This window comes from Streptomyces sp. Ru62 (genome assembly GCF_002920615.1).
In the GTDB taxonomy this organism is placed as follows: Bacteria; Actinomycetota; Actinomycetes; order Streptomycetales; family Streptomycetaceae; genus Streptomyces.
The window spans coordinates 1-20,569 of sequence record NZ_PQSU01000065.1 but is presented as its reverse complement, the minus strand read 5'-3'; the positions used below and the strand labels follow the sequence as shown (position 1 = coordinate 20,569).

Below are 20,569 nucleotides of genomic sequence, written 5' to 3'. Positions count from 1 at the left end.
ACCTCGCGGGAGAGCTCGAACCGGTCGATCGCCTTGATCAGGCCGATCATCCCGACCTGGACGATGTCCTCCATCTCCTCCGGTCCACGGCTGCGGAAGCGGCCGGCCGCGTAGCGGACCAGGGACATGTTCATCTCGATCAGCGTGTTACGGGCGTAGCTGTATTCGGGCGTGCCCTCCTCCAGCACCGCAAGCTGCTCGAAGAACAAGCGGGAGAGTTCGCGGGCGTCCTTGGGCGCCACGCGGGAAGGGTCGGCCACTTCGGGCAGCTCGGCGATCTGCGTGTCCCACCTGCTCATGAGCGCCATGAGGTCCCCTCCCGGTTCGAACTCGTTCCACGGCCCGCCGTGAAACGGCCGACGACCCGCGACTACCCCCTCACCTCACACCCATGCCTGCCACCACACGATCGAGGGGCAGGCGTCAGATGGGGAGCAGGCGGCTGAAGTATGACCGACAGCGGCACATAAAGGAGTGAGACCTCGCCGTTGCCACACGGCATAGGCGGTGTGGCAACGGGAAACTCGGGTCTGGCACTCCTTGACAGACCGACGGAGGGAGCTCGACATGAACCAGATCGAGGAGAGTTCATCCGGTCTTCCTCAGCCGTTGCGGGTCATCGGCTCCGGACTGCGCCGCTTGCCCGGAGCAGAGCAGGTGAGCAAGGTCGCCGACAGCGCACTGGATTGGATCGGGGTCATCTCTCCACGCGGCCGCCGGGTGGCGGTCTACACCGGAGCCGGGGTCCTCGGCTTCGCCGGAGTGGTGGAATGGCCCGTGGCCCTCACCGGGGCGGCCGTCGCCTGGCTGACCCAGCCACACCCCCGGCAAAGCGAGCACCCGCCGAGTGACCTGGCAAAGGGCGGCATGCGGTCCGCTGTGGCCGACACCGGCACCACGCCCAGGGAAACCGCCGACCCGGGATCCTACGGTGCCGGCGACAGGCTGGCACCCTCCCATTTCCATCAGGACCGCCCCGCAGATCACCCGCATGAGCAACCGGCCAAGGTCGGCGACCCCACCACGGCATCCGCGCTCAAGCAGGTCGCAAGGGCCTCCTCACACCATGCCGCACCACACCCGCCCCAGGACGCTCCCAAGAACCTGCCTGACACAGGAGCGTGAACAAAGGTGTGTGCTCCTGTGCTCCTTCACCCGTTCCGGAGGTCTCACAGCACACCGGCACAAACCATCCGTCCCTGCGGAGCGCCTCCGTCGACGCGAGCCGCCTCGACGCGGGGCGCCTGCGGGGCGGGGGCGAGGTCGGTCACAGGCGACGGCACCCGAAAACGGGCTGCTGGGGTCATTGCCCTCGGCCGAGCCGCAGTCCGAAGCTACTGAGCCGCCGCGTGTGCGGATCGACGGCCCGGACTCATTGCACCCGGCGTGGCCCGATCGGGCTACCGGTCGGACCGGCACAGGGGTGCCGAGCATCGCGATGCGTGCTGCAACGAGCCGAGTGCACCCAGAGGCGGGGCCTTGGAAAGGGTGCGGCAGGCGAGGCGAGGGAGTCGGCGGGAGGGGCCGCCGGTGCCGTGCGAACCGGCACGACGCGTCATTCCGAAGGGATGCGGAACTCGAATTCGGGACGGTCCCACAGCACGGCGGGCGGGTTCGCGAGCGCGGTCCCGATCCGCTCTGCGCCGACGCGGTGGTAGAAGTCCTCGGCCGGAAGATGCGACACGACCTTGACACGGTCGAGCCCGGCGGCACGGGCCTCGGACTGCATGTGCGCGACGAGCAGCCGTCCAATACCCCGTCCTTGCGCTTCATCGGCGACGAACAGCAGGTCGAGCTCCGGTGGAGACAGGACGAGCGAGTAGAACCCGAGGACCCGGCCGCCATGCTCGTCGGCACCGACGGCCACGAACGCGCGGTGGGCCTCGATGTAATCAGGCCCGACCCGGTAGCCCGCTACCGCGGATGCGTACTTACCCTGGTAGGCGCCTGAGTTACGCACGAGCCGCGTGAGCCGTTTGGCATCCCGCGCTACGGCCCTCCGTATCGTGATCGGCTGGCTGATCGGGGAAGTGCGTGAACTCATCGGGAGAGTATTTCGCACCGGGGCGTGCCGCCATGCGGCGGGTCGGCTGCTCGGACAGGATTCCCGCACCGCTCCCCATGCCGGGGGGGTTGCGTCTGCATGGGTCCGAGCAGGTGGAAGATCTCCCGCCGCGTAGCGCCTGAGGCTTCGGACCATCTCGGTGGCCCTCTTCCACCGGGTGGGCCGGGGCGTCGTCCTGAGCGAGGCGGGCCAGAAGCTGCTGGATCCCAGCCGGCGCGTGCTGCGCGACCTGGCCGCCGTACGGGACACTGCCGCCGCTCTCGCCGGACTGCACGGCGGCACGGTCGGGGTCGCCATCATGCCCTCGCCCGGCATCGAGTCCTCACCGCTCTCATCCACCGCTTCGCCGCACCGCACCCGTCCATGACCGTCAGCACACACGCCGCCTTCACCTCCGACGAGGTGATCTCCCTGATCCACAGCGGTGCCTGCGAACCGGGCCTGCTCGGCGGCGCGACTCCTGTCCGTCCGACCGGCCTTGACGTCCTGCACGTCGAGGACCAGCCTCCGTGGTCGTCGCCGCGCCGGGCGGGGCGATCGAGGACGGCGTCACCGTCCGGCCCGAGACCTGGCCCGATAGATGCGGGACGCGGCGAAGAAGGCGGGCAGGAACCCGGCCGACATCGGCTTCATGCCCGCAGCCCGCCGGCAGCAGACTGCCGCAGAGCCCGCGACATGAGAACGCATCGCACAACTCCGGATCCCCTCGGTACACGGGCGAACCTCCGCCACCCGGTCCAGTAGTCGGAGCGAAGGCGCCGTGCGTTCGCGGCCGGTCGGCGATCCGGCTCAGGTGAACCGCTCCCCGTTCTGCGGCGGCGAGGGTGCCGGAGCCGGTCTTCCACCCGGCGCCGGCACCCTGCCGGAGCGTCAGGCCGCCAGCGTGGCCGGCGTGTCCTCCCCCGCTGCCTTGTGGGTGTGGGAGGTGCCCCCCTCGTCCAGCAGGTCCCTCAGCGTCGCGCGGGCGCGGGCCACGCGGGAGCGGACGGTGCCGATCGGGCAGTCGCTCACCTCGGCGGCCTCCGCGTACGGCAGGCCGAGCAACTGCGTGAGCATGAACGCCTCCCGGCGGTCGTCGGGCAGCGCGGCCAGCAGATCCAGCAGTGCGATGCCGTCGTCGAAGCCCGGCAGGTCACGGGGCTGGGCCAGCTCGACGGCCAACTGCCAGTCCGGTACGTCGGTCAGGCGCGGCCGGGTGGCGGCGTACCGGTGACTGTCGATGACCGCGCGGCGGGCGATGGACAGCAGCCACGCACGCGCCGAGCAACGCCCCTCGAAGCGGTGCAGGCTGCCGAGCGCGCGCAGGAACGTGTCCTGCGCCAGATCGTCCACGGCCTGGGGGTCGCCGCACAGATGGGCGACATAGCGCTGGACGTCCCGGTGCAGGGCACCCACGAACCGCTCGACCGCGACCGCGTCACCGCCCCGGGCGGCCAGCGCCCATGCGGTGATCGATTCGTCGAGCACTGCCGGAGTGTCACTGCGGGTGCGCGAGGTGGGCAGGGCAGAGGTGATCACCTGGTGTCCTTCTCGGGTCAACCGTGATCCGGACCAGGGCGCGCCGAAGCGCGCGGTCCGGTGAGGTGGGCAGGACGGCCCTACGGCGTCGCTACGGCGCTCCAGCGCCTGTGCGGTCGTACGGCCGTTGGCCCGAGGCGCACACGGGCGAGCCGTGCGGCCTCGGGAAACCAGCTGTCCTCAGACGACAGCTGTTGCCACGGGCGGACCCCGAGAAGTGATCGCGTGGACGAGAAGCAGAAGACGCGGCGACCGGTCCGAGCGGCGGCGCCGCATGTGGAGGCGGGGGCGGTCGGGGGTGGCGGGCAGGGCGAGCAGCAGCCGCAGCGGCGCCGCCAGCCATCCGGCCGTCGCCCGCAGGATCCGGAAGGTGGCCTTCTCGCCGTACGCCATCCACAGGCCGCACAGCATCGCGGCGAGCAGGTGGGCGGCGAGCATCCCGGACGACGACGAACCGCCGTCCATGGAGTGCCCCATGTGATGCACAGGGCTCATGCCCGTGTGGCCCATGTGCGGGGCCCCCATGTCCATGGAGTCCGTCCGCATCCAGCCGATGTCCATGGAGTCCATGCGCATCGAGCCCATGTCCATGGAGTCAGTCCGCATCGAGCCCATGCTCATGGAGCTGTCCATGGAGCCCATGCCGCTCATGCCCCTGGAGGCCGAGCCGTCGGACGTGCCGGACATGGACTGGGCGCAGGAGAACGCCTCGTGGAGGACCGCCTGGGCGGCGACCACCACCGTCGCGATCAACGGCAGCCCCCGCTCACGCCCCGCCAGGCACCAGCCCACGGAACCGGTCACGGCCCCGCCGGCGGCCAGCGCCCACGCGGGCACGTCGCTGCCGGACATCAGGACGTGGCCCAGGGCAGCGAGCAGCACGCACAGGGCCGCGAACACCGCGGCCCGTGTCGCGCGAGCACACCACCCTGCTGTCATGGCGCCTCATCCTCGCATCCGGACTCCGGTCGTCGTGCGTGGGTACGGACCTCCACGGGGGACCGTACTCAATCCGCCGGGTGTGATCCAGCCCACGACGACAGGCCGGAACTCGACGGCACTCCGCCCCGACCTCTGGGAGAGGACTTCTCCGCCTCCGAGGCAGGCGATCACGGACCGCTGTCACTCCCGATCTCGCTGTGAGGGGGTCCCTGCTGTCACCCCTCGCAAGCGTGACTGTCCGCAGGGCGTCGCCGCTGATTTCGTGGCTGCCGGCGGGGCCTGAACGGCTCCGTGCACCCCGTAGCCGACCCTTGGAGGCGATCGTGGAACACCGTCTGCTCGGCCGTACCGGTCCTCGACCGGGAAGAATCCACCCGGATCATCCACCGCGCCATGGACGCCGGCATCAACTTCATCGACACCGCCGACGTCTACTCCCACGAAATTCCACCACCCGATGGGCGACGACCCCAACCAGCGGGGCAACTCCCGTCGCTGGATCATGCGCGCCGTAGAGGACTCGCTGCGCCGGCTGGGAACCGCTACATCGACCTCCACCAGGTGCACCGGCCCTCGCCCGACACCGACACCGACACCGACACCGAGGAGACCCTGGACGCCCTGACGGACCTGGTGCGCCAGGGCAATGTCCGCTGCATCGGCTCCTCCACCTTCCCCGGCAGCCAGATCGTCGACGCACAGTGGGCGGCCCGCGACCGGCGTCTGGAGCGGTTCGTGTCCGAGCAGGCGCCGTACTCCATGCTGGTGCGCGGCATCGAGGCCGATGTCCTGCCCACCGCCGCCCGGCACGGCATGGACGTGATGACCTACAGCCCGCTCGTCGGCGGCTGGCCTCCCGCCCCGAGCAGGTCCACGCCAACGCCGCCGCCTCCGGGGTACAGCTCTCCGACGACCTGCTGGCGGCCGTCGACCAGGCCCTCGGCGACGCCCCCGTCACCGGACCCACCCTCGCCCCCGGCGCCCGGCCCGGCGTCAAGCACCGCTGACCGCGCCCGCATCCGGCACAACGGAGGGAGCCCGTGCCCGCGCAATCCCGAGCACCGGGCCGTCCCGGTCGTCGTGTGCGGCGGCCGGGGCCTGGCCGGTCCGGGCCGCCGGGCGTCGCCCGACCGGCGGCCCCCAGGACGATCCGCAGGACGACGAAGGCAGAGGGGGAAGGGCGATCAGGCGCTTGTGACCGGTGGGCGGTCTCATGGTGCCGGCCCTCGCCTGCCCCTCCCGCCCCCTCATTGTGCACGGGCTGGTCAGAGCGAGTGCGCGCGCACGCAAGAGCGGACGTGGCAGCGGCCGTAACGTGGCCGCAGTCCAGTGGATCCCGCATCCGGTGGGCATGGCCGCGCCGGGACCACCGGCACATCCATGACGTCTCAGGAGTGTGCAATGTCGTACGTGTACGAGCCGGTGCAGCCGGTGCTGGAGCCCGCCGCGGCCGCGTTCGCCGAGGCGACCGACAAGCCGCCGTACCTGGCGGACCTGGGCCCGGTCGAGGGCCGCAAGACGGTCGACGAGGTGCAGTCCGGCGACATCGCCAAGCCCGCGGTGGACGACGAGTGGATCACCGTCGAGGGCGGTCCGACCGGCTCGGTGCGGGCCCGGATCGTCAAGCCGGCCGGGGCGGCGGGCCCGCTGCCGGTCATCCTCTACATCCACGGCGCCGGCTGGGTCTTCGGCAACGCCCACACCCACGACCGCCTGGTCCGCGAACTCGCCGTCGGCGCCCACGCGGCCGTGGTGTTCCCCGAGTACGACCTCTCCCCCGAGGTCCGTTACCCGGTCGCCATCGAGCAGAACTACGCGGTCGCCCAGTGGATCGTGAAGGACGGCGCCGGCAAGGGCCTGGACGCGTCCCGTCTCGCCGTGGCCGGTGACTCGGTCGGCGGCAACATGGCCGCGGCGCTGACGCTGATGGCCAAGGAGCGCGGTGACGTCCCCCTGGTGCAGCAGGTGCTGTTCTACCCGGTCACGGACGCGAGCTTCGAGACCGGCTCCTACCACCAGTTCGCGGAGGGCTACTTCCTGCGCCGCGACGGCATGCAGTGGTTCTGGGACCAGTACACCACCGACGAGGCCGAGCGCGCCCAGATCACCGCCTCCCCGCTGCGCGCCACCACCGAGCAGCTCACCGGTCTGCCCCCGGCCCTGGTCATCACCGCCGAGGCCGACGTGCTGCGCGACGAGGGCGAGGCGTACGCGTCCAAGCTGCGCCAGGCCGGCGTCGCCGTCTCCGCTGTCCGCGTCGAAGGCGTCATCCACGACTTCGTGATGCTCAACGCTCTGCGGGAGACCCACGGCGCGGAGCTCGCCATCACCCTGGCGGCCCGCACCCTGCACACCGCTCTGCACAACAGCTGACCGCGGACGGGACGGCGCGTACGGAGCGGGTACCGCCTGCGTGCGAAGGCGGCCGGCCGGTCGGCCGCCTCTCGCCGTCCGGCCGGCCGCCGCGCCCGCCCCGCGGTTCCCCCTCGGCCCCCGGCTCGCACCCCGTGGAGACACATTGACGACATCCGACAGCATCGCCCCCGACGTCCCGCCCAGCGGCACCGGCTGCGTGGAGTGCGAAGCCACCGGCGCCTGGTGGTTCCACCTGCGGCGCTGCGCGCGCTGCGGTCACATCGGCTGCTGCGACGACTCCCCCTCCAAGCACGCCACCGCCCACGCCCGGACGAGCGGCCACCCGGTCATCCAGAGCTTCGAACCCGGCGAGGAGTGGTTCTGGGACTACGACACGTCGACCCTGTACGAGACGGGGCCGCAGCTCGCGCCGCCGCACAGCCATCCGGCCGACCAGCCCGTTCCCGGACCCGCGGGACGGGTGCCGGCCGACTGGGCCGACCAGCTGGGCTGACCCGGCCGAGCACTCCTCGCCGCCGGTCGCGAGGACGAGGCCCGCGACGCCTTCCGACACGCGTCGCCCTCGGTCCGCCGCGGATCGGCAGCGCCTCGCCGACGCCCGTGCCTGGGAACGCCACGGGCGGATCTTCACCGGAACACACAGCCGCGAACGGAAGGGTTCATCGATGGCCACGCTGACGGTCTGGAAATTCGACACGCCGGAGAGTGCGGAGCAGGTGGAGCAGACACTGCTCGGGTTGCAGAAGCAGGAACTGATCACCGTGGTGGACGCCGCCACCGTCAGTTGGCCGGAGAAGGCGAAGAAGCCCAAGACCAAGCAACTGACCGATCTGGTCGGGGCGGGTGCCCTGTCCGGCTCCTTCTGGGGGCTGCTCTTCGGCCTCATCTTCCTCATGCCGCTGCTCGGCGCCGCCGTGGGGGCCGCCGCCGGCGCCCTGGGCGGCAAGCTGACCGACGTGGGCATCGACGACGACTTCATCGAGTCGGTGAAGGCGCAGGTGACCCGCGGCACGTCCGCGCTGTTCCTGCTGACCCGGGACGAGGTGCTCGACCGGGTGAAGGAGGCGTTCCCCACCCAGCACGCCGAACTCATCCGCTCGAACCTCGACCGCGACCAGGAAGCCCGCCTGCGCGAGGTCTTCGAGGGCTGATCGCCGCCGGGGGGCCGTTCGGACGCCGGTCTCTCGCCGGGCGTTCCCGGCAGGTGTACGGCGTCCGGAGCGGTGCCCGCCGAACGACAGCGCCGTGGCCGCCGTGCCGGCAACCGAACAGGGCAGGGCACGGAAGCGCACAAAGGCGTGCGCTGCCGGACAAGGCGCATACGAGAACCGGCACAGAGTGGACAGCGGTTGTTCCTCCGACCTTCCTCCGACCTGAGCGAGCCGACATGACAGCGACCACGGAGATCACACACCACACCAAGGTGCTCAACGGCATCAACCAGCACTGGGTCAGCGCCGGGCAGGGTCCGCCCGTCTATCTGCTGCACGGCTTCCCGGAGACGTGGTACGGCTGGCGGAAGCAGATCCCGGTCCTCGCGGAGAAGTACACCGTCATCGCGCCCGACCTGCGCGGGTACGGGGACACCGAGAAGCCGGCGTCCGGCTACGACAAGCGCACGATGGCCCGGGACGTCCTCGCCCTGATGGACCACCTCGGCCACGAGAGGATCGCGCTGGTCGGCCACGACCGCGGCGCGCGGGTGGGCACCCGCTTCGCCAAGGACCACCGGGAGCGCATCGACCGGTTCGTCGCGATGGACAACATCCCGACCCGGGTGATCGCCGACACCTACGACGTGGCCCTGGCGCGGCAGGGGTACTGGTTCTTCACCTTCCTCCAGGTGCCGGACCTGCCCGAAGCGCTGATCGCCGGCAAGGAGGAGACCTGGCTGACGCACTTCTACCGCGGTTGGTCGTACGACCCGGAGATGCTGACGCCCGAGGAGATCGCCGTCTACGTCCGCGCCTACCAGCAGCCCGGGGCGGTCCGCGGGTCGTGCATGGACTACCGCGCGGCCCCCGAGGACGTCGCCCAGGACCGCGAGGACGAGGACCAGCCCATCGACTGCCCGGTGCTGACCATCTGGGGCGAGGACTTCAGCGCCGTCGGCCAGGCCTACGACGTGCTGGACGTGTGGAAGGGCATGGCCCGTGACGTCCGCGGGGTCCCGATCCCGCAGTGCGGTCACCTCTGCCAGGAGGAGAAGCCAGAGGTGGTCAACGCGGAGCTGCTGGCGTTTCTGGACGGCTGGAACGGCTGAGCACGCGGACCTCGGCACGCGCCCTTTCCCCGTCGAGGGCTACGACACCCCGGCATCACCGACATCTCCGTGGAGGTCGCCTCCACCCACCTCGTCATGCTCGCCCACCCGAAGGAGCACACATGCCGCTGCTCGATCCGCAGCCGGGTGCGCTGCGCCCGCACCCGGTGGACGGTCCTTCCGTCGACCGGGTCCCCGACGACCGGGCCTCCGGTACGCCGGACGGCCTGCGGGACGCCCTCGTCGCCGAACTGGGCCCGAAGAAGGTCCTGCACAAGATCTCGGACCTGGTGAGGTACGCCTCGGACGCCAGCCCGTACCGTCTGGTGCCCCGTGTCGTGGTCGTCGCCGAGACCACCGCGGACGTGGCCGTCGTGCTCCGTCACGCCCGCGACAACGGCCGCCACGTGGTCTTCCGCGCGGCCGGCACCTCGCTGAACGGCCAGGCCCAGGGCGACGACATCCTGGTGGACGTACGCCGTCACTGGACCGGGCTGGAGATGCTCGACGACGGTGTGCGGGCCCGGATCAGGCCGGGTACGACGATCGGGCGGGCCAACATCGCGCTCTCCCGTCACGGCCGTCTGATGGGACCCGACCCCGCCAGTTCCCTCGCGTGCACGGTCGGCGGTGTCGTCGCGAACAACGCGTCCGGCATGACCGCCGGCACCCTGCGGAACTCCTACCGGCTGCTGTCCTCCCTCACCATGGTGCTGCCCTCCGGCACGGTCGTGGACACCGCCGCTCCGGACGCGGAGGAGCGGCTGCGGGCGGCGGAACCGGACCTCGTGGCGGCCCTGACCGAGCTCAAGGCCGAGATCGAGGCGGACAGCGCGCTCGTGGCCCGCATCCGCGCCAAGTACGAGCTCAAGAACACCAGTGGCTACCGGCTGGACGCGTTCCTCGACGGGACGACCGCCGTGGAGATCCTGCGCGGTCTGATGGTCGGCTCCCAGGGCACGCTGGGCTTCATCGCCGAGACCGTGTTCGACACGGTCCCCCTGGACCGGATGACCTGTACCGCGCTGCTGTTCTTCCCCGACCTGCCCGCGGCGGCCGCCGCCGTGCCCCTGTTCAACAGCGCCGGGGCCCGGGCCGTCGAGCTGATGGACGGCAACACCCTGCGCGCCTGCGCCGCCGTGGACGGGGTGCCCGACGACTGGCGGGACGTGCCGCAGGAGAACGCCGCGCTGCTGGTCGAGTTCCGCGCCTCCACACCGGAGGAGCACCTCGCCGACCAGCGAACCGCCCGCGCCGTCGCCGAGGGGCTGGAGCTGGTCGCCCCCGTGGCGTCGGTGACGAACGCGTTCGTCACCGATCCGGGCGTGGTGCACACCTACTGGCACGCCCGTGAGGCGTTCATGACCGCCGTGGGCAAGGCCCGGCCCACCGGGACGACCCTGATCACCGAGGACTTCGCCGTACCGCCCTCCCGGCTGGCCGAGGCCGGCGCGGCCCTGCTGGAGATGCAGCGGCGCTACGGCTTCGACGCCGCGGTGGCCGGTCACGCGGCCCACGGCAACCTGCACTTCCTGCTCGCCTTCGATGCCGCACGGCCCGCGGACGTCGAGCGGTACGGGGCGTTCATGGAGGAGTTCTGCGCCATGGTGGTCGACCGGTTCGACGGCTCCCTCAAGGCGGAGCACGCCACCGGCCGGAACATGACGCCCTTCCTGGAGGCGGAGTGGGGGGAACGGGCCGCCGAGCTGATGTGGCGGGTCAAGCAGGCCCTGGACCCGCACGGCGTGCTCGCTCCCGGCGTGGTGCTGAACCGCGACCCGAAGGCCCACCTGAAGCACCTGAAGACGATCCCCACCATCGAGGCGGTCGCGGACCCGTGCATCGAGTGCGGCTTCTGCGAACCCGTCTGCCCGAGCCGGGACCTGACGACGACGCCCCGGCAGCGCATCGTCCTCCGGCGCGAGATGATGCGGCAGTCCGCGGACTCGCCCGTCACGGACAACCTGCTGGACTCCTACGGCTACGACGCCGTGGACACCTGCGCCGGCGACTCCAGCTGCAGGATCGCGTGCCCGGTCGGCATCGACACCGGCGCGATGATGAAGCGCTTCCGGCACCAGCGCCACGGTCGACGGGCCGAACGGAACGCGGAGCGGGCCGCCGAGCGCTTCGCGGCCGTGGAGACCTCGGTCCGCGCCGCGCTGGGCATGGCCGAGCACGTCGACGACCGTCTCCTGCGCGGCGTCACCTCGCTGGCCCGCAAGGCGGTCTCACCGGACCTCGTGCCGGAGTGGATCAGCGCGATCCCCGGTCCGGCCGGCAAGCGGCTGCCGCGGACCCGGCGCGAGGACGCCGCCGCCGTCTACTTCGTCGCCTGCGTCAACCGCATCTTCGCGGGGCCGGCAGGCGGCGAGGACCTCTCCCTCCCCGAGGCGGTCGTGACCCTCTCCGCGCGGGCCGGGCGCCCCGTGTGGGTGCCGCCGGACCTGGGCGGCTCCTGCTGCGCGACCATCTGGCACTCCAAGGGGTACGACGACGGCAACACGCTCATGGCCAACCGCACCGTCGAACGGGCCTGGGAGTGGACCGGCGGCGGCGAACTGCCGCTCGTGGTCGACGCCTCCTCCTGCACGCTCGGCATCGGGCACGAGATCGTCCCGTACCTGACACCGGAGAACAAGCGCCGGCACGAGCGGCTCCAGGTCGTCGACTCGCTGGTCTGGGCGGCCGAGGAACTGATGCCGCACCTGACCGCGGTCGCCACGGTCGGTAGTGCGGTGATCCATCCGACCTGCTCGATGCACCACCTCGGTGACGTGGCCCAGCTGGAGAAGCTGGCGCGGTTCGTGGCCGACCGGGTGACCGTCCCGGTGTACGCGGAGTGCTGCGGCTTCGCCGGTGACCGCGGGATGCTGCACAGGGAACTGACCGAGTCGGCGACGGCCCACGAGGCCGAGGAGGTGCTGGCGGGGCACCACGACGCCTACCTCTCGGCGAACCGCACCTGCGAGATCGGCATGGAGCACGTCACCGGCCGCCCCTACCAGTCGGTGCTGCTGCTCCTCGAACGGGTCACCAGACCCGCCTGACCCCGTCGGCCGCCAGGCTCCCGCACCACCGCCTTCGCCCGCGACGCACAGCACAGGAGAACCCGTCATGCGCATCGCCAACCTGTCCGGACGTCTGACCCTGCTCAAGGACGGGCGGGCGGTGGACGTCCACGACGCCAGTGACGGCCGCTTCCCGCCCGACCCCCAGGCCGTTTACGAGCGCTGGGACGAGTTCCGCGCCTGGGCCGACGCCGGCACGGTGCCCGGTCTTCCCTACGACCCGGCCGGCCTCGGCGCCCCGGCGCCCGCTCCCCGCCAGCTCTTCGCCATCGGCCTCAACTACCGCGAGCACGTGGACGAGGCCGGATTCACGAGGCCCGAGGGCATGCCGCCCGTCTTCACCAAGTTCGCCGGCAGCATCACCGGTCCCCTCACCGACGTGGTGCTGCCCGAGGGGGGCCACACGGACTGGGAGGTGGAACTGGTGGTCGTCATCGGCCGGACCGCACGCCGGGTCCCGGAGGCCGGCGCATGGGACCACGTGGCCGGGCTGACCGTCGGACAGGACCTCTCGGAGCGCCTTCTGCAGATGAGCGGCCCCGCGCCCCAGTTCGGTCTGGCGAAGTCCTTCCCCGGCTTCTCACCCATGGGACCGTGCCTGGTGACCCCCGACGAGTTCGACGACCCCGACGACCTCGAACTGCGGTGCAGCGTCAACGACGAGGAGGTGCAGCACGACTCCACCCGGAACATGATCTTCTCCGTCCCGGCGCTCGTCTCGAAGCTGTCGCACGTGCTGGAGCTGTTTCCGGGAGACGTCATCTACACCGGTACGCCGTCCGGTGTCGGCCTCGGACGGAACCCTCAGCGGTGGCTCACCCCCGGCGACGAACTGGTCAGCTCCATCGAGGGCATCGGCGAGCTGAGGCAGCACTTCGTCTCCCAGTGACCGCGCCGGAAGAGGACACCGCACCCGTACCGCTGACGGAGAATGCGGGTGGAGTACTCCAACCTCGGCTACGCCGTGCTCGGCGCCGCTCTGACCGCTGCTTCCGGGACGACGTACGCGGCGTCGGTGACCGAGTACGTCCTGCGGCCGCTCGGCATCACGGAGATCACCGCGCGCCCCGGTCCCGCCCGGTGCCTGCCGGTTCCGGGGTTCCTCGGCCGGCCCCGGACCGCGCGGGTGTCGAGGCCCTCCGTTCTATGGCGTCCGGTCGTCGACCTTGAGCTTTTCCCCGGTGTTGGACACGAAGACGACCAGGAGCTCGGCCCGCTCGGTCGAGCTGGTGTTCTCGGTGAGGACGTGGTGGGCGCCCGGCTCCTCGACCCAGTTCTCGCCCTGGTGGTAGGTGCGCACAGGCTTGCCTTCGAGCCGGCTGCGCACGGTGCCTTCGAGGACGTAGGCGTAGACGAACGCATGGCCGTGGCGGTGCGGCATCGCGCGTGCGTCGGGCGGGAAGTCGACGATCACCGAGGTGAACGTCTTGCCCTTCACATTCGGAAGTGCCTGCTGGAGCAGCGGCCTGAGGGTTTCGGTGGGGCGCGTCGACGCCATGGCCGCGGGCGACACCACGCCCGGGGTCGGCCGCTCGGCGTGGGCGGGCCGGTCGGAGGTCGAGCAGGCCGTGGCCAGCGCGGCCACGGCCAGCAAGCCGCCGGCGATCCGCATTCCGATCATGATCGGTCTCCTGTTCGGTCTTCCGTGACGCGGATGATCGTCTTGCCCGGGGTGCGCTTGCCGGGGGCGAACGCGGAGGGTGCTTCGGCGAGCGGCCGTACGGCACCGACGACCGGCTTGAGCCGGCCGTCCCTCAGCCGCGCGGCGAGGTCGGTGAGCCGGGCGCGGTCGGGTTCGACGACGAAGAAGACGGCCCGTCCGTCCTTCGGCCGGGCCGTGGGCGGCATGGCGATGGTGACGAGCGTGCCGCCGGGGCGGACCAGGGCGGCGGAGCGGTCGAGGATGTCGCCGCCGATCACGTCGAACACGACGTCGGCCTCGCCGGCCTCCTCCAGCTTGTCGGTCTCCAGGTCGAGGAAGGTGTCGACGCCCAGGGCGAGCGCCCTTTCCCGGGCGGAGGACCGGCCGGTGCCGATGACGCGGGCGCCGGCCTCGCGGGCGAGTTGCACCGCGATCGAGCCGACGCCGCCCGCGGCACCGTGGATCAGGACGGTCTGGCCCGTGGTGAGACGGCCGTGGTCGAACAGGCCCTGCCAGGCGGTGAGCCCGGAGATCGGCAGTGCGGCGGCCAGGGTGTGGTCGATGTCCGCCGGCAGCGGGGCGAGGTTGCGGGCCTCCACCGCGGTGTACTCGGCGAGGGTGCCGTCGCGGGCCCAGTCGGCCAGCCCGAACACCCGCTGTCCGACGCTCAGGCCGGTGGTGCCGTACCCCAGCTCCACGACGACGCCCGAGAGCTCGTGCCCGGGGACGCTCGGCGTCCGGTCGCGGCCGGCGCGATCGGTCCACGTGGCGGGCCAGTCCAGCTCTCCGGGGGTGAAGCCGGCGGCGTGCACCCGCACGATGACGTCGTTCTCGGCCGCATGGGGGTGGGGCACGTCCGTGAGGGACATCCCGGCGACTCCGGCGTCGCGGTCTCGGACTGTGATGGCTTGCATAAGGTCTCCGGCATCGGTGAGCTACGCGTGGACGGTCCGTCCGCCTTCCACAGTGCCGACCACCCCGGGCCCGGCGCCGCCCCGGTCCGGCCATGAGTCACCCGCATCCGGACAGGCCGGCCGGTCAGCCCCGGACGAATTCCAGCAGGTCGGCGTTGAACCGTTCCGCGAACTCGGGGACCATCGACAAGCCGTGCGGAGCACCCGAGTACACCTTGAGGGTCGCGTCCTCGACGATCTGCGACGACTTCTCGGCGGATGCCACGATGGGGACGATCTGGTCGTCGTCACCGTGGATGATCAGCGTGGGCTTGTCGAACTTCCTGAGGTCCTCGGTGAGGTCGGTCTCGGAGAACGCCCTGACGCAGTCGTGGGCGCCCTTGATGCCCACGGTCATGCTCCAGAGCCAGAACTCGTCGCGGGTCCCCTGCGAGACGGTCGAACCCTCGCGGTTGGCGCCGAAGAAGGGAGCGCTGAGGTCCTGGTAGTACTGGGAGCGGTCGGTCAGCACGCCGTTCCGGATCTCGTCGAAGACGTCGATCGGCAGCCCCTCGGGGTTCGCTTCCGTCTTGAGCATCAGCGGGGGGATCGCCCCGAGCAGGACCACCTTGGCGACACGGTCCGATCCATGCCGGCCGATGTAGCGCGTGACCTCTCCCCCACCGGTCGAGTGACCGACCAGGATGACGTCGCGGAGATCGAGGGTCTCGATGACCGAGGCCAGGTCGTCGGCGTACGTGTCGAGGTCGTTGCCCTGCCATGGCTGGCCCGAGCGTCCGCCCCCGCGCCGGTCGTGGGCCACGGCCCGGAAGCCGTTGTCCGCCATCAGCTTCAGTTGCGGGTCCCACGCGTCCGCGATCAGTGGCCAGCCGTGGGAGAAGACCACGGGTGGGCCCGACCCCCATTCCTTGAAGTAGATCTGTGTGCCGTCCTTGGCGGTGGCAAAGGCCATGGTCGCCCCTTCAGCCTTGTCCGGAATTCGCACGGAAATCGCACGGTGATTCGCACGGTCACGAGGGTTCCGTGCCCGAGCCGCATGGGGGATGCCCGTGCCGCAGGGGACGACGGACAGGCCCGTAGAGGAAGGCGGCCGGTGAGGACGTCGTGGGTCCCACGCTACTCGGGAGCCCCCGCTTCAGCGCGCCGGAGGGTCCGCGACGGCCCCGTGCCCCGGGAAGCCGCCGTACCCCGCTGCCGTGGCAGGGTGCGGCGCGCGCGCGGCATAGTTGCAGTATGTCCACGGATCGCGCTGGGAGATCCTCGGCTGAAGAGCGGGCCGTGGAAGCGGGTGACGTCCTGGCAGTGCTCAGTGCCGACATGACGGTCTGCGTGTGGACGGGGGCCGCCGAGCGCCTGTGGGGCTATGCGGGCGACCAGGTGCTCCACCGCCCCGCCGAGAGGTTGCTGGTTCCGAGCGACCCGGACGTTCCCCGTGTCTTTGCCGGCGGCCCCTGGTCGGGGCGGGTGCGGATCCGCCGCCGCGACGGCCGTGAGGCGACCGCGTACCTGCGGATCACTCCTCTGGACGCCGACGGCGGCGCGGGCTGGCTCGTGTGGGGGCCGAGCGCGTACGACCGGCCTGGCCTGGATCCGGCCGCGGTGGACGCGCTGCTCCACCACTCGCCGATCAGTCTGGCCATCTGGGACCGGGAACTGCGTTGTGTCTGGTTCAACGACAGCGCGCACCATCAGGACCTCTACGGCTCCGGGCCGGAACTGGGCGGTCATGTCACCGAGGTGGTCCGCGCCCGTCACCCGGAGTTCCTGGAACGAGCCATGGCGCGCGTCTTCCGGAGCGGCGAGCCGCTGCTCGGGCATGAACTGTGGCCGGCCGAGGTGCGCCCTCCCGGCCGTTGCTACCGCGTCGCCCTGGTCCGTCTTGAGGGGTCGGACGGCCGGCCGCTGGGCGTGTGTTCCGTGGCCGTCCAGGCCGGCACCGGGCAGGAAGGCGGGCGACTGCGTCTGCTCAATGAGGCGAAGAGCCGCATCGGCACGGATCTGGACCCGTTGGTCACCAGTCAGAGTCTGGCGGAGACGGCGGTACCGAACCTCGCCGACTACGTGACGATCGACCTCGTCCAGGCTGTGCCGCTGGACAAGGAGCCCCTGAGACGCCTCAAGTCCACCGATTCGAGGATCCCCGGGTTCTACCGCGCCGGCGCCGCTTCCATCCACGACGATCTCCGCGAGTCCCTCTGGGCACGCGGAACACCGGTCTACGTTCCGCCGGCGTCCCCGTTCACCATCGTGCTCGACCATCGCAGGTCCTACTTCGAGCCTGTTCTCGACACCTCCCCCGGCACGTGGCTCGACGACGACCCGGATCGGGCCCGCGTCATCCACCAGACCGGAATGCACTCACTCATGATCGTCCCCTTGCAGGCGCGCGGTGCGATGCTCGGCATCGCCGTCTTCGTGCGCAGCGAGAACCCGGTCCCGTTCAGCGGGGCGGACCTCGCTCTCGCGGAGGAACTCGCGGCCCGGGCCGCACTGATCATCGACAACGCCCTGCGCTTCACGCGAGGGCGAACAGCGGCGCTCGCCATCCAACGCGACCTCATGCCGCACCACTTGTCCGGGGGCAGCACCGTCGAGGTGGCCACCCGCTACCTGCCCGCGGACACCCATGGCGGCGTCGGCGGCGACTGGTTCGACGTCATCCAACTGTCCGACGCCCGCGTGGCCCTGGTCCTGGGGGACGTTGTCGGTCACGGCATCCACGCGGCCGTGACCATGGGACGCCTGCGCGCCACGACCCGTGCGCTCAGCAAACTGGCCCTGCCGCCGGACGAATTGCTCCGCCTCATGGACGAACTCGCCCTCGATGTCGCCGAGGACCGCTTCGACGACGGCCCTTCCATGCCAACGGCTTTCGGAGCCACCTGCTTCTACGGTGTGTACGACCCGGAATCCCGGCGCTGCACCATGTCCAGTGCCGGCCACCCCCCGCCCGCGATCATCTCCCCCGACGGATCGGTCGACTTCGCCGACGTACCTCCAGGCGCGCCCATCGGGGTGGGACTGGGCGCCTACGAGTCGACCGAGGTGGAGCTGGCGGACAGCAGCGTGGTGGGGCTGTACAGCGACGGTCTGATCGAGACGGACCACGACATCGACCGCGGCCTGCAGCGGCTGCGCACGGCTCTCACCGGCCGCGTCTCCAGTCTGGACGAGCTGTGCGGGTCGGTCATCGACACCCTGGTCCCTGACGGACCGGTGGACGACGACATCACCCTCCTGCTGGCCCGCACCCGCCCTGCCGCCGACTGACTACGGCTGAACCCCGCCTGAGGGCCTGGGGTGGCCGGTTCCCGGACGACCACAGTGGTCCTGTGCCCCCTCGTCCTCGTGGTCGGGGTCGCTCGGGCCCAGGCGGACGCAGCACTCCCCGGGCTCCGGCCGCACTGATCACCTGGGTGATCACCGCTCTCGGCGGCTTCTACATGCTCGGCACCTGGATCCGACGCGGCGGAATCCGCCAGCAGCAGACCGGCACCAGCCGCCTGCCCGCACCCGTCGTCTTCGGCCACTTCGTCCTGGCCGCGATCGGACTGGTGGTGTGGATCGTCTACGTCGTCGCCGACAACAGTGCGGTGGCCTGGAGCGCGTTCGGTCTGCTGCTGCCCGTCGCCCTGCTGGGCTTCGTGATGCTGGCCCGCTGGATCCCCGTCCACCGTGAGCGTGCCACGGCCGGCGCGGCAGCGGCGGCGGGGGGTCCTGGAGCCGACGGTTCCGTCCCCGCCGAGCGCCGCTTCCCGGTGCCGGTCGTGGTGGCCCACGGTCTGCTCGCCGCCTAGAGGAGGAAGAGGCGATACCCGGGCGGCCCGCTCTGCGGGTCGTCCACGAGCCCGAGGGGATCGACCTCGCCGCCGCCGAAGCCGCGGCCGGCCGGTTCCTCGCCGCGCTCGGCATCTCCACCGCCTCGGAGAGCCTGCGCGGCACACCGGGCCGGATGGCCCGCGCCTACGCCGAACTCTTCACCCCGCGCCCCTTCGACCTGACCACCTTCCCCAACGACGAGGGCTACGACGAACAAACGCCTCACCAAACAGGTCGCCGACTGGCTGCAGGACCACCTGGAGCCCAAGGGGGTCGGTGTGGTGATCGAGGCGGAGCACTCCTGCATGACCCTGCGCGGGGTGCAGGCGACCGGCTCCAGCACCATGACCTCCACCCTCCTCGGCCTGCTGCGCTCCGACGCCCGCTCCCGCAGCGAATTCCTCGGCCTGACGGGGGCGGCCTCCTGACGACCGTCGGACCTCTGGAACCGGCCCGATGCGCCCGGCGACATATCGACCCTTTTACCCAAGATTGCACCCTCGGATCGGGGTACTCGCGGAAGTCCGGACGTACTACACCCTCCGAAGGTGAGGACCATGACCACTTCTCCCAGGCCGTCCATGGAGACGCACCCCGACATCGTCGACATGCGCCTTCGGCACGAGATGGCCGAGCGCGCCACCAGCACGCCCAAGGGCCAGGCCATCGAGACCATGGCGCTGCTCACCGGTCTGTACCTCGCGGCGTCGCCGTGGATCACGGGCTTCAACGCCCTGTCCACCCTGGCCGTCACCAACCTGCTCACCGGCATCGCCTACGCGGTCCTGATGAGCGGCGGATTCGGCCGTGCCTACGAACGCACCCACAGCATGGCGTGGGCGTCCTGCGCTCTGGGCCTGTGGGCGATCATCGCGCCGTGGGTGGTCGCCGGCGACGTCAGTACGACGAAGACGATCGTGAACAACGTCATCGTCGGCGCGCTGGCCCTCCTGCTGGCCCTGGCCGCCAGCGCGGCCGCCCGGGCGGCGGAGTCGTCCGAGGCACGGCGCGGCATGCCGGCGTCGTACGCACCCGGTCGCGGCTGACCCTGTTCCGCGACCAGACGTGAGCTCGCGGGACCACCCGGGCGGAGCCGGTGATCCCGCGAGCCCTTGCCGACCGCGCCCGCCTCTCAGTGCGTGCGCGTCAGTCCCTGCCCGCCCCTGCCCGCCCCTCCTTGCCCGTCAGTCCCTGCCCATCGCCTTGCGGACGGCGTCCTTGGTGCGGTCCATGAGGGCGGCGACGGGGCCGAGGGCCACGTTGGCCGCGGCGGACTCGACGCCGGGGTGCGGCCGGGTGGGGGCGATGGCCTCGGCCGCCTTGACGGCCTTGGCCATGGCGGCGAGGTTGGTGACGTCGGTGCTGCGCCGGATGTGCGTGAACTCGTACCGCTCCTCCGCGCGGGCGTGCTCCTGCACATCGGTGCGCAGCTTCATGAGCCGGGGCAGGAACTCGGGGTCGTCGGTGTCCATCTCGTCCATGGCCGCCAGCGTCTCCTTCGCCGACTTCTCCTCCGCGAGGCGGTCCCGGACGATCTGCTCGCCGCCCTCCACCGCGCGTCGGACGAAGGGGTGCACGACCTCCTCCTCCGCGGTCTCGTGCACGGCCAGCAGACGGACCAGGCGGCGGTACGCGTCGCGGCGCTCCTCGCCGGAGGCGGCCTCGACCTCGTCGAAGAGGTTGCGGATGTCGCCGTGCTGGCGCATGAGGAGGGCGACCACGTCGCTGTCGGGGGCCCGGTCGTCACCGGCCTGGGGGGTGTGCAGTTCGGACATCGCGGGCGGCCTCACTTCTCGCGCTGGGCGGGGTCGGGGTGCTCGCCCTCGGTCTGGACGCGGTACTCGCGGCCGAACATCTCGTCGTGCTCGGCCATCACCCGGTCGCTCGGCGGGGCCTCGCCGCCGTGGATCCGCTCCTGCATCTTCTCGAACCGCTCGTGCGCCTCCCGTACATAGCCCG

At 71.2% G+C, this 20,569-nt stretch carries 19 protein-coding genes and 3 pseudogenes; 14 read left to right on the top strand and 8 right to left on the bottom strand.

From position 1 onward, the window contains the following. On the bottom strand, positions 1–299 hold a 299-nt coding region (locus C3492_RS42995), incomplete at its 3' end, for a sigma factor (RefSeq protein WP_308461191.1). Positions 300–567: 268 nt separating this feature from the next. On the opposite strand from C3492_RS42995, the gene C3492_RS45060 reads away from it, so the two are divergent. Then, the gene (locus C3492_RS45060; RefSeq protein ID WP_181140864.1) at positions 568–1,125 is read left to right on the top strand and encodes a hypothetical protein; all 558 of its coding nucleotides are present in this window, start codon (positions 568–570) and stop codon (positions 1,123–1,125) included. A gap of 430 nt (positions 1,126–1,555) precedes the next feature. Here C3492_RS45060 and C3492_RS42990 read toward each other — a convergent pair whose 3' ends face one another. Continuing rightward, positions 1,556–2,044, bottom strand: a complete 489-nt coding sequence (locus C3492_RS42990; RefSeq protein ID WP_181140863.1) for a GNAT family N-acetyltransferase — start codon at positions 2,042–2,044, stop codon at positions 1,556–1,558. A 160-nt stretch (positions 2,045–2,204) separates the two neighbouring features. Here C3492_RS42990 and C3492_RS46525 point away from each other — a divergent pair, with 160 nt between their 5' ends. Next, positions 2,205–2,432, top strand: coding sequence for a hypothetical protein (locus tag C3492_RS46525; protein ID WP_258056244.1), 228 nt, complete (start codon positions 2,205–2,207; stop codon positions 2,430–2,432). Positions 2,433–2,935: 503 nt separating this feature from the next. On the opposite strand, the gene C3492_RS42980 is transcribed toward C3492_RS46525, so the two are convergent. Together C3492_RS42980 and C3492_RS42975 are read right to left on the bottom strand one after the other, a co-directional pair. Further along, positions 2,936–3,583: a sigma-70 family RNA polymerase sigma factor gene (locus C3492_RS42980; protein ID WP_103818010.1), complete on the bottom strand. Its 648-nt coding sequence runs from the start codon at positions 3,581–3,583 to the stop codon at positions 2,936–2,938. A gap of 180 nt (positions 3,584–3,763) precedes the next feature. Next, positions 3,764–4,522: a hypothetical protein gene (locus C3492_RS42975; protein WP_103818009.1), complete on the bottom strand. Its 759-nt coding sequence runs from the start codon at positions 4,520–4,522 to the stop codon at positions 3,764–3,766. Between the two features lie 360 nt (positions 4,523–4,882). Here C3492_RS42975 and C3492_RS42970 point away from each other — a divergent pair. From C3492_RS42970 to C3492_RS42930, 8 genes and pseudogenes are all read left to right on the top strand, one after another. Further along, positions 4,883–5,377: pseudogene (locus C3492_RS42970) on the top strand (aldo/keto reductase); the annotation flags it as partial. A gap of 549 nt (positions 5,378–5,926) precedes the next feature. Next, entirely contained in the window at positions 5,927–6,898 is a 972-nt protein-coding gene (locus tag C3492_RS42960; RefSeq protein WP_103818008.1) for an alpha/beta hydrolase, read from the top strand. 145 nt (positions 6,899–7,043) lie between these two features. Continuing rightward, complete coding sequence (locus tag C3492_RS42955) at positions 7,044–7,394, top strand: UBP-type zinc finger domain-containing protein (protein ID WP_103818007.1); 351 nt, start codon at positions 7,044–7,046, stop codon at positions 7,392–7,394. Positions 7,395–7,566: 172 nt separating this feature from the next. Beyond that, positions 7,567–8,052 (top strand): DUF1269 domain-containing protein, encoded by a 486-nt coding sequence (locus C3492_RS42950; RefSeq protein WP_103818006.1) that lies wholly within the window; start codon positions 7,567–7,569, stop codon positions 8,050–8,052. A 236-nt stretch (positions 8,053–8,288) separates the two neighbouring features. Then, positions 8,289–9,164, top strand: a complete 876-nt coding sequence (locus C3492_RS42945; protein ID WP_103818005.1) for an alpha/beta fold hydrolase — start codon at positions 8,289–8,291, stop codon at positions 9,162–9,164. A gap of 122 nt (positions 9,165–9,286) precedes the next feature. Next, the gene (locus C3492_RS42940) at positions 9,287–12,214 is read left to right on the top strand and encodes an FAD-binding and (Fe-S)-binding domain-containing protein (protein ID WP_103818004.1); all 2,928 of its coding nucleotides are present in this window, start codon (positions 9,287–9,289) and stop codon (positions 12,212–12,214) included. A gap of 67 nt (positions 12,215–12,281) precedes the next feature. Then, positions 12,282–13,124 (top strand): fumarylacetoacetate hydrolase family protein, encoded by an 843-nt coding sequence (locus tag C3492_RS42935; RefSeq protein WP_103818003.1) that lies wholly within the window; start codon positions 12,282–12,284, stop codon positions 13,122–13,124. A 42-nt stretch (positions 13,125–13,166) separates the two neighbouring features. Beyond that, positions 13,167–13,313 (top strand): annotated as a pseudogene (locus C3492_RS42930) (serine hydrolase); the annotation flags it as partial. 66 nt (positions 13,314–13,379) lie between these two features. Here C3492_RS42930 and C3492_RS42925 read toward each other — a convergent pair. The 3 genes from C3492_RS42925 to C3492_RS42915 all read right to left on the bottom strand — a co-directional run bounded on the left by C3492_RS42925 (position 13,380) and on the right by C3492_RS42915 (position 15,743). Beyond that, a complete protein-coding gene (locus tag C3492_RS42925; protein WP_103818002.1) occupies positions 13,380–13,856 on the bottom strand; it encodes a cupin domain-containing protein in 477 nt (158 codons plus the stop codon). Further along, complete coding sequence (locus C3492_RS42920) at positions 13,853–14,791, bottom strand: NADP-dependent oxidoreductase (RefSeq protein ID WP_181140862.1); 939 nt, start codon at positions 14,789–14,791, stop codon at positions 13,853–13,855. The genes C3492_RS42925 and C3492_RS42920 overlap by 4 nt, the downstream gene beginning before the upstream one ends. A gap of 124 nt (positions 14,792–14,915) precedes the next feature. Beyond that, entirely contained in the window at positions 14,916–15,743 is an 828-nt protein-coding gene (locus C3492_RS42915) for an alpha/beta fold hydrolase (RefSeq protein ID WP_103818000.1), read from the bottom strand. Positions 15,744–16,024: 281 nt separating this feature from the next. Between C3492_RS42915 and C3492_RS42910 the strand changes: the two genes are divergently transcribed. From C3492_RS42910 to C3492_RS42895, 4 genes and pseudogenes are all read left to right on the top strand, one after another. Beyond that, positions 16,025–18,061, top strand: a complete 2,037-nt coding sequence (locus C3492_RS42910) for a SpoIIE family protein phosphatase (protein ID WP_103817999.1) — start codon at positions 16,025–16,027, stop codon at positions 18,059–18,061. 146 nt (positions 18,062–18,207) lie between these two features. After that, positions 18,208–18,588: a hypothetical protein gene (locus C3492_RS42905; RefSeq protein WP_258056243.1), complete on the top strand. Its 381-nt coding sequence runs from the start codon at positions 18,208–18,210 to the stop codon at positions 18,586–18,588. A 14-nt stretch (positions 18,589–18,602) separates the two neighbouring features. After that, positions 18,603–19,038, top strand: a pseudogene (locus C3492_RS42900) (GTP cyclohydrolase I). 129 nt (positions 19,039–19,167) lie between these two features. Then, on the top strand, positions 19,168–19,656 hold the full coding sequence (locus C3492_RS42895) for an SPW repeat protein (protein ID WP_258056242.1): 489 nt from the start codon (positions 19,168–19,170) through the stop codon (positions 19,654–19,656). Positions 19,657–19,794: 138 nt separating this feature from the next. Here the strand turns inward: C3492_RS42895 and C3492_RS42890 are convergent, their stop codons facing one another. Continuing rightward, positions 19,795–20,385: a hemerythrin domain-containing protein gene (locus tag C3492_RS42890; RefSeq protein WP_103817997.1), complete on the bottom strand. Its 591-nt coding sequence runs from the start codon at positions 20,383–20,385 to the stop codon at positions 19,795–19,797. Positions 20,386–20,569: the final 184 nt, after the last annotated feature.

Coding starts and splice junctions, on each gene's coding strand:
- C3492_RS42925 (WP_103818002.1), bottom strand. CDS start 13,856: ATGATCGGAATGCGGATCGCCGGCGGCTTGCTGGCCGTGGCCGCGCTG.
- C3492_RS45060 (WP_181140864.1), top strand. CDS start 568: ATGAACCAGATCGAGGAGAGTTCATCCGGTCTTCCTCAGCCGTTGCGG.
- C3492_RS42975 (WP_103818009.1), bottom strand. CDS start 4,522: ATGACAGCAGGGTGGTGTGCTCGCGCGACACGGGCCGCGGTGTTCGCG.
- C3492_RS42935 (WP_103818003.1), top strand. CDS start 12,282: ATGCGCATCGCCAACCTGTCCGGACGTCTGACCCTGCTCAAGGACGGG.
- C3492_RS42915 (WP_103818000.1), bottom strand. CDS start 15,743: ATGGCCTTTGCCACCGCCAAGGACGGCACACAGATCTACTTCAAGGAA.
- C3492_RS42945 (WP_103818005.1), top strand. CDS start 8,289: ATGACAGCGACCACGGAGATCACACACCACACCAAGGTGCTCAACGGC.
- C3492_RS42960 (WP_103818008.1), top strand. CDS start 5,927: ATGTCGTACGTGTACGAGCCGGTGCAGCCGGTGCTGGAGCCCGCCGCG.
- C3492_RS42920 (WP_181140862.1), bottom strand. CDS start 14,791: ATGCAAGCCATCACAGTCCGAGACCGCGACGCCGGAGTCGCCGGGATG.
- C3492_RS42895 (WP_258056242.1), top strand. CDS start 19,168: ATGACCACTTCTCCCAGGCCGTCCATGGAGACGCACCCCGACATCGTC.
- C3492_RS42990 (WP_181140863.1), bottom strand. CDS start 2,044: ATGAGTTCACGCACTTCCCCGATCAGCCAGCCGATCACGATACGGAGG.
- C3492_RS42910 (WP_103817999.1), top strand. CDS start 16,025: ATGTCCACGGATCGCGCTGGGAGATCCTCGGCTGAAGAGCGGGCCGTG.
- C3492_RS42950 (WP_103818006.1), top strand. CDS start 7,567: ATGGCCACGCTGACGGTCTGGAAATTCGACACGCCGGAGAGTGCGGAG.
- C3492_RS42890 (WP_103817997.1), bottom strand. CDS start 20,385: ATGTCCGAACTGCACACCCCCCAGGCCGGTGACGACCGGGCCCCCGAC.
- C3492_RS42940 (WP_103818004.1), top strand. CDS start 9,287: ATGCCGCTGCTCGATCCGCAGCCGGGTGCGCTGCGCCCGCACCCGGTG.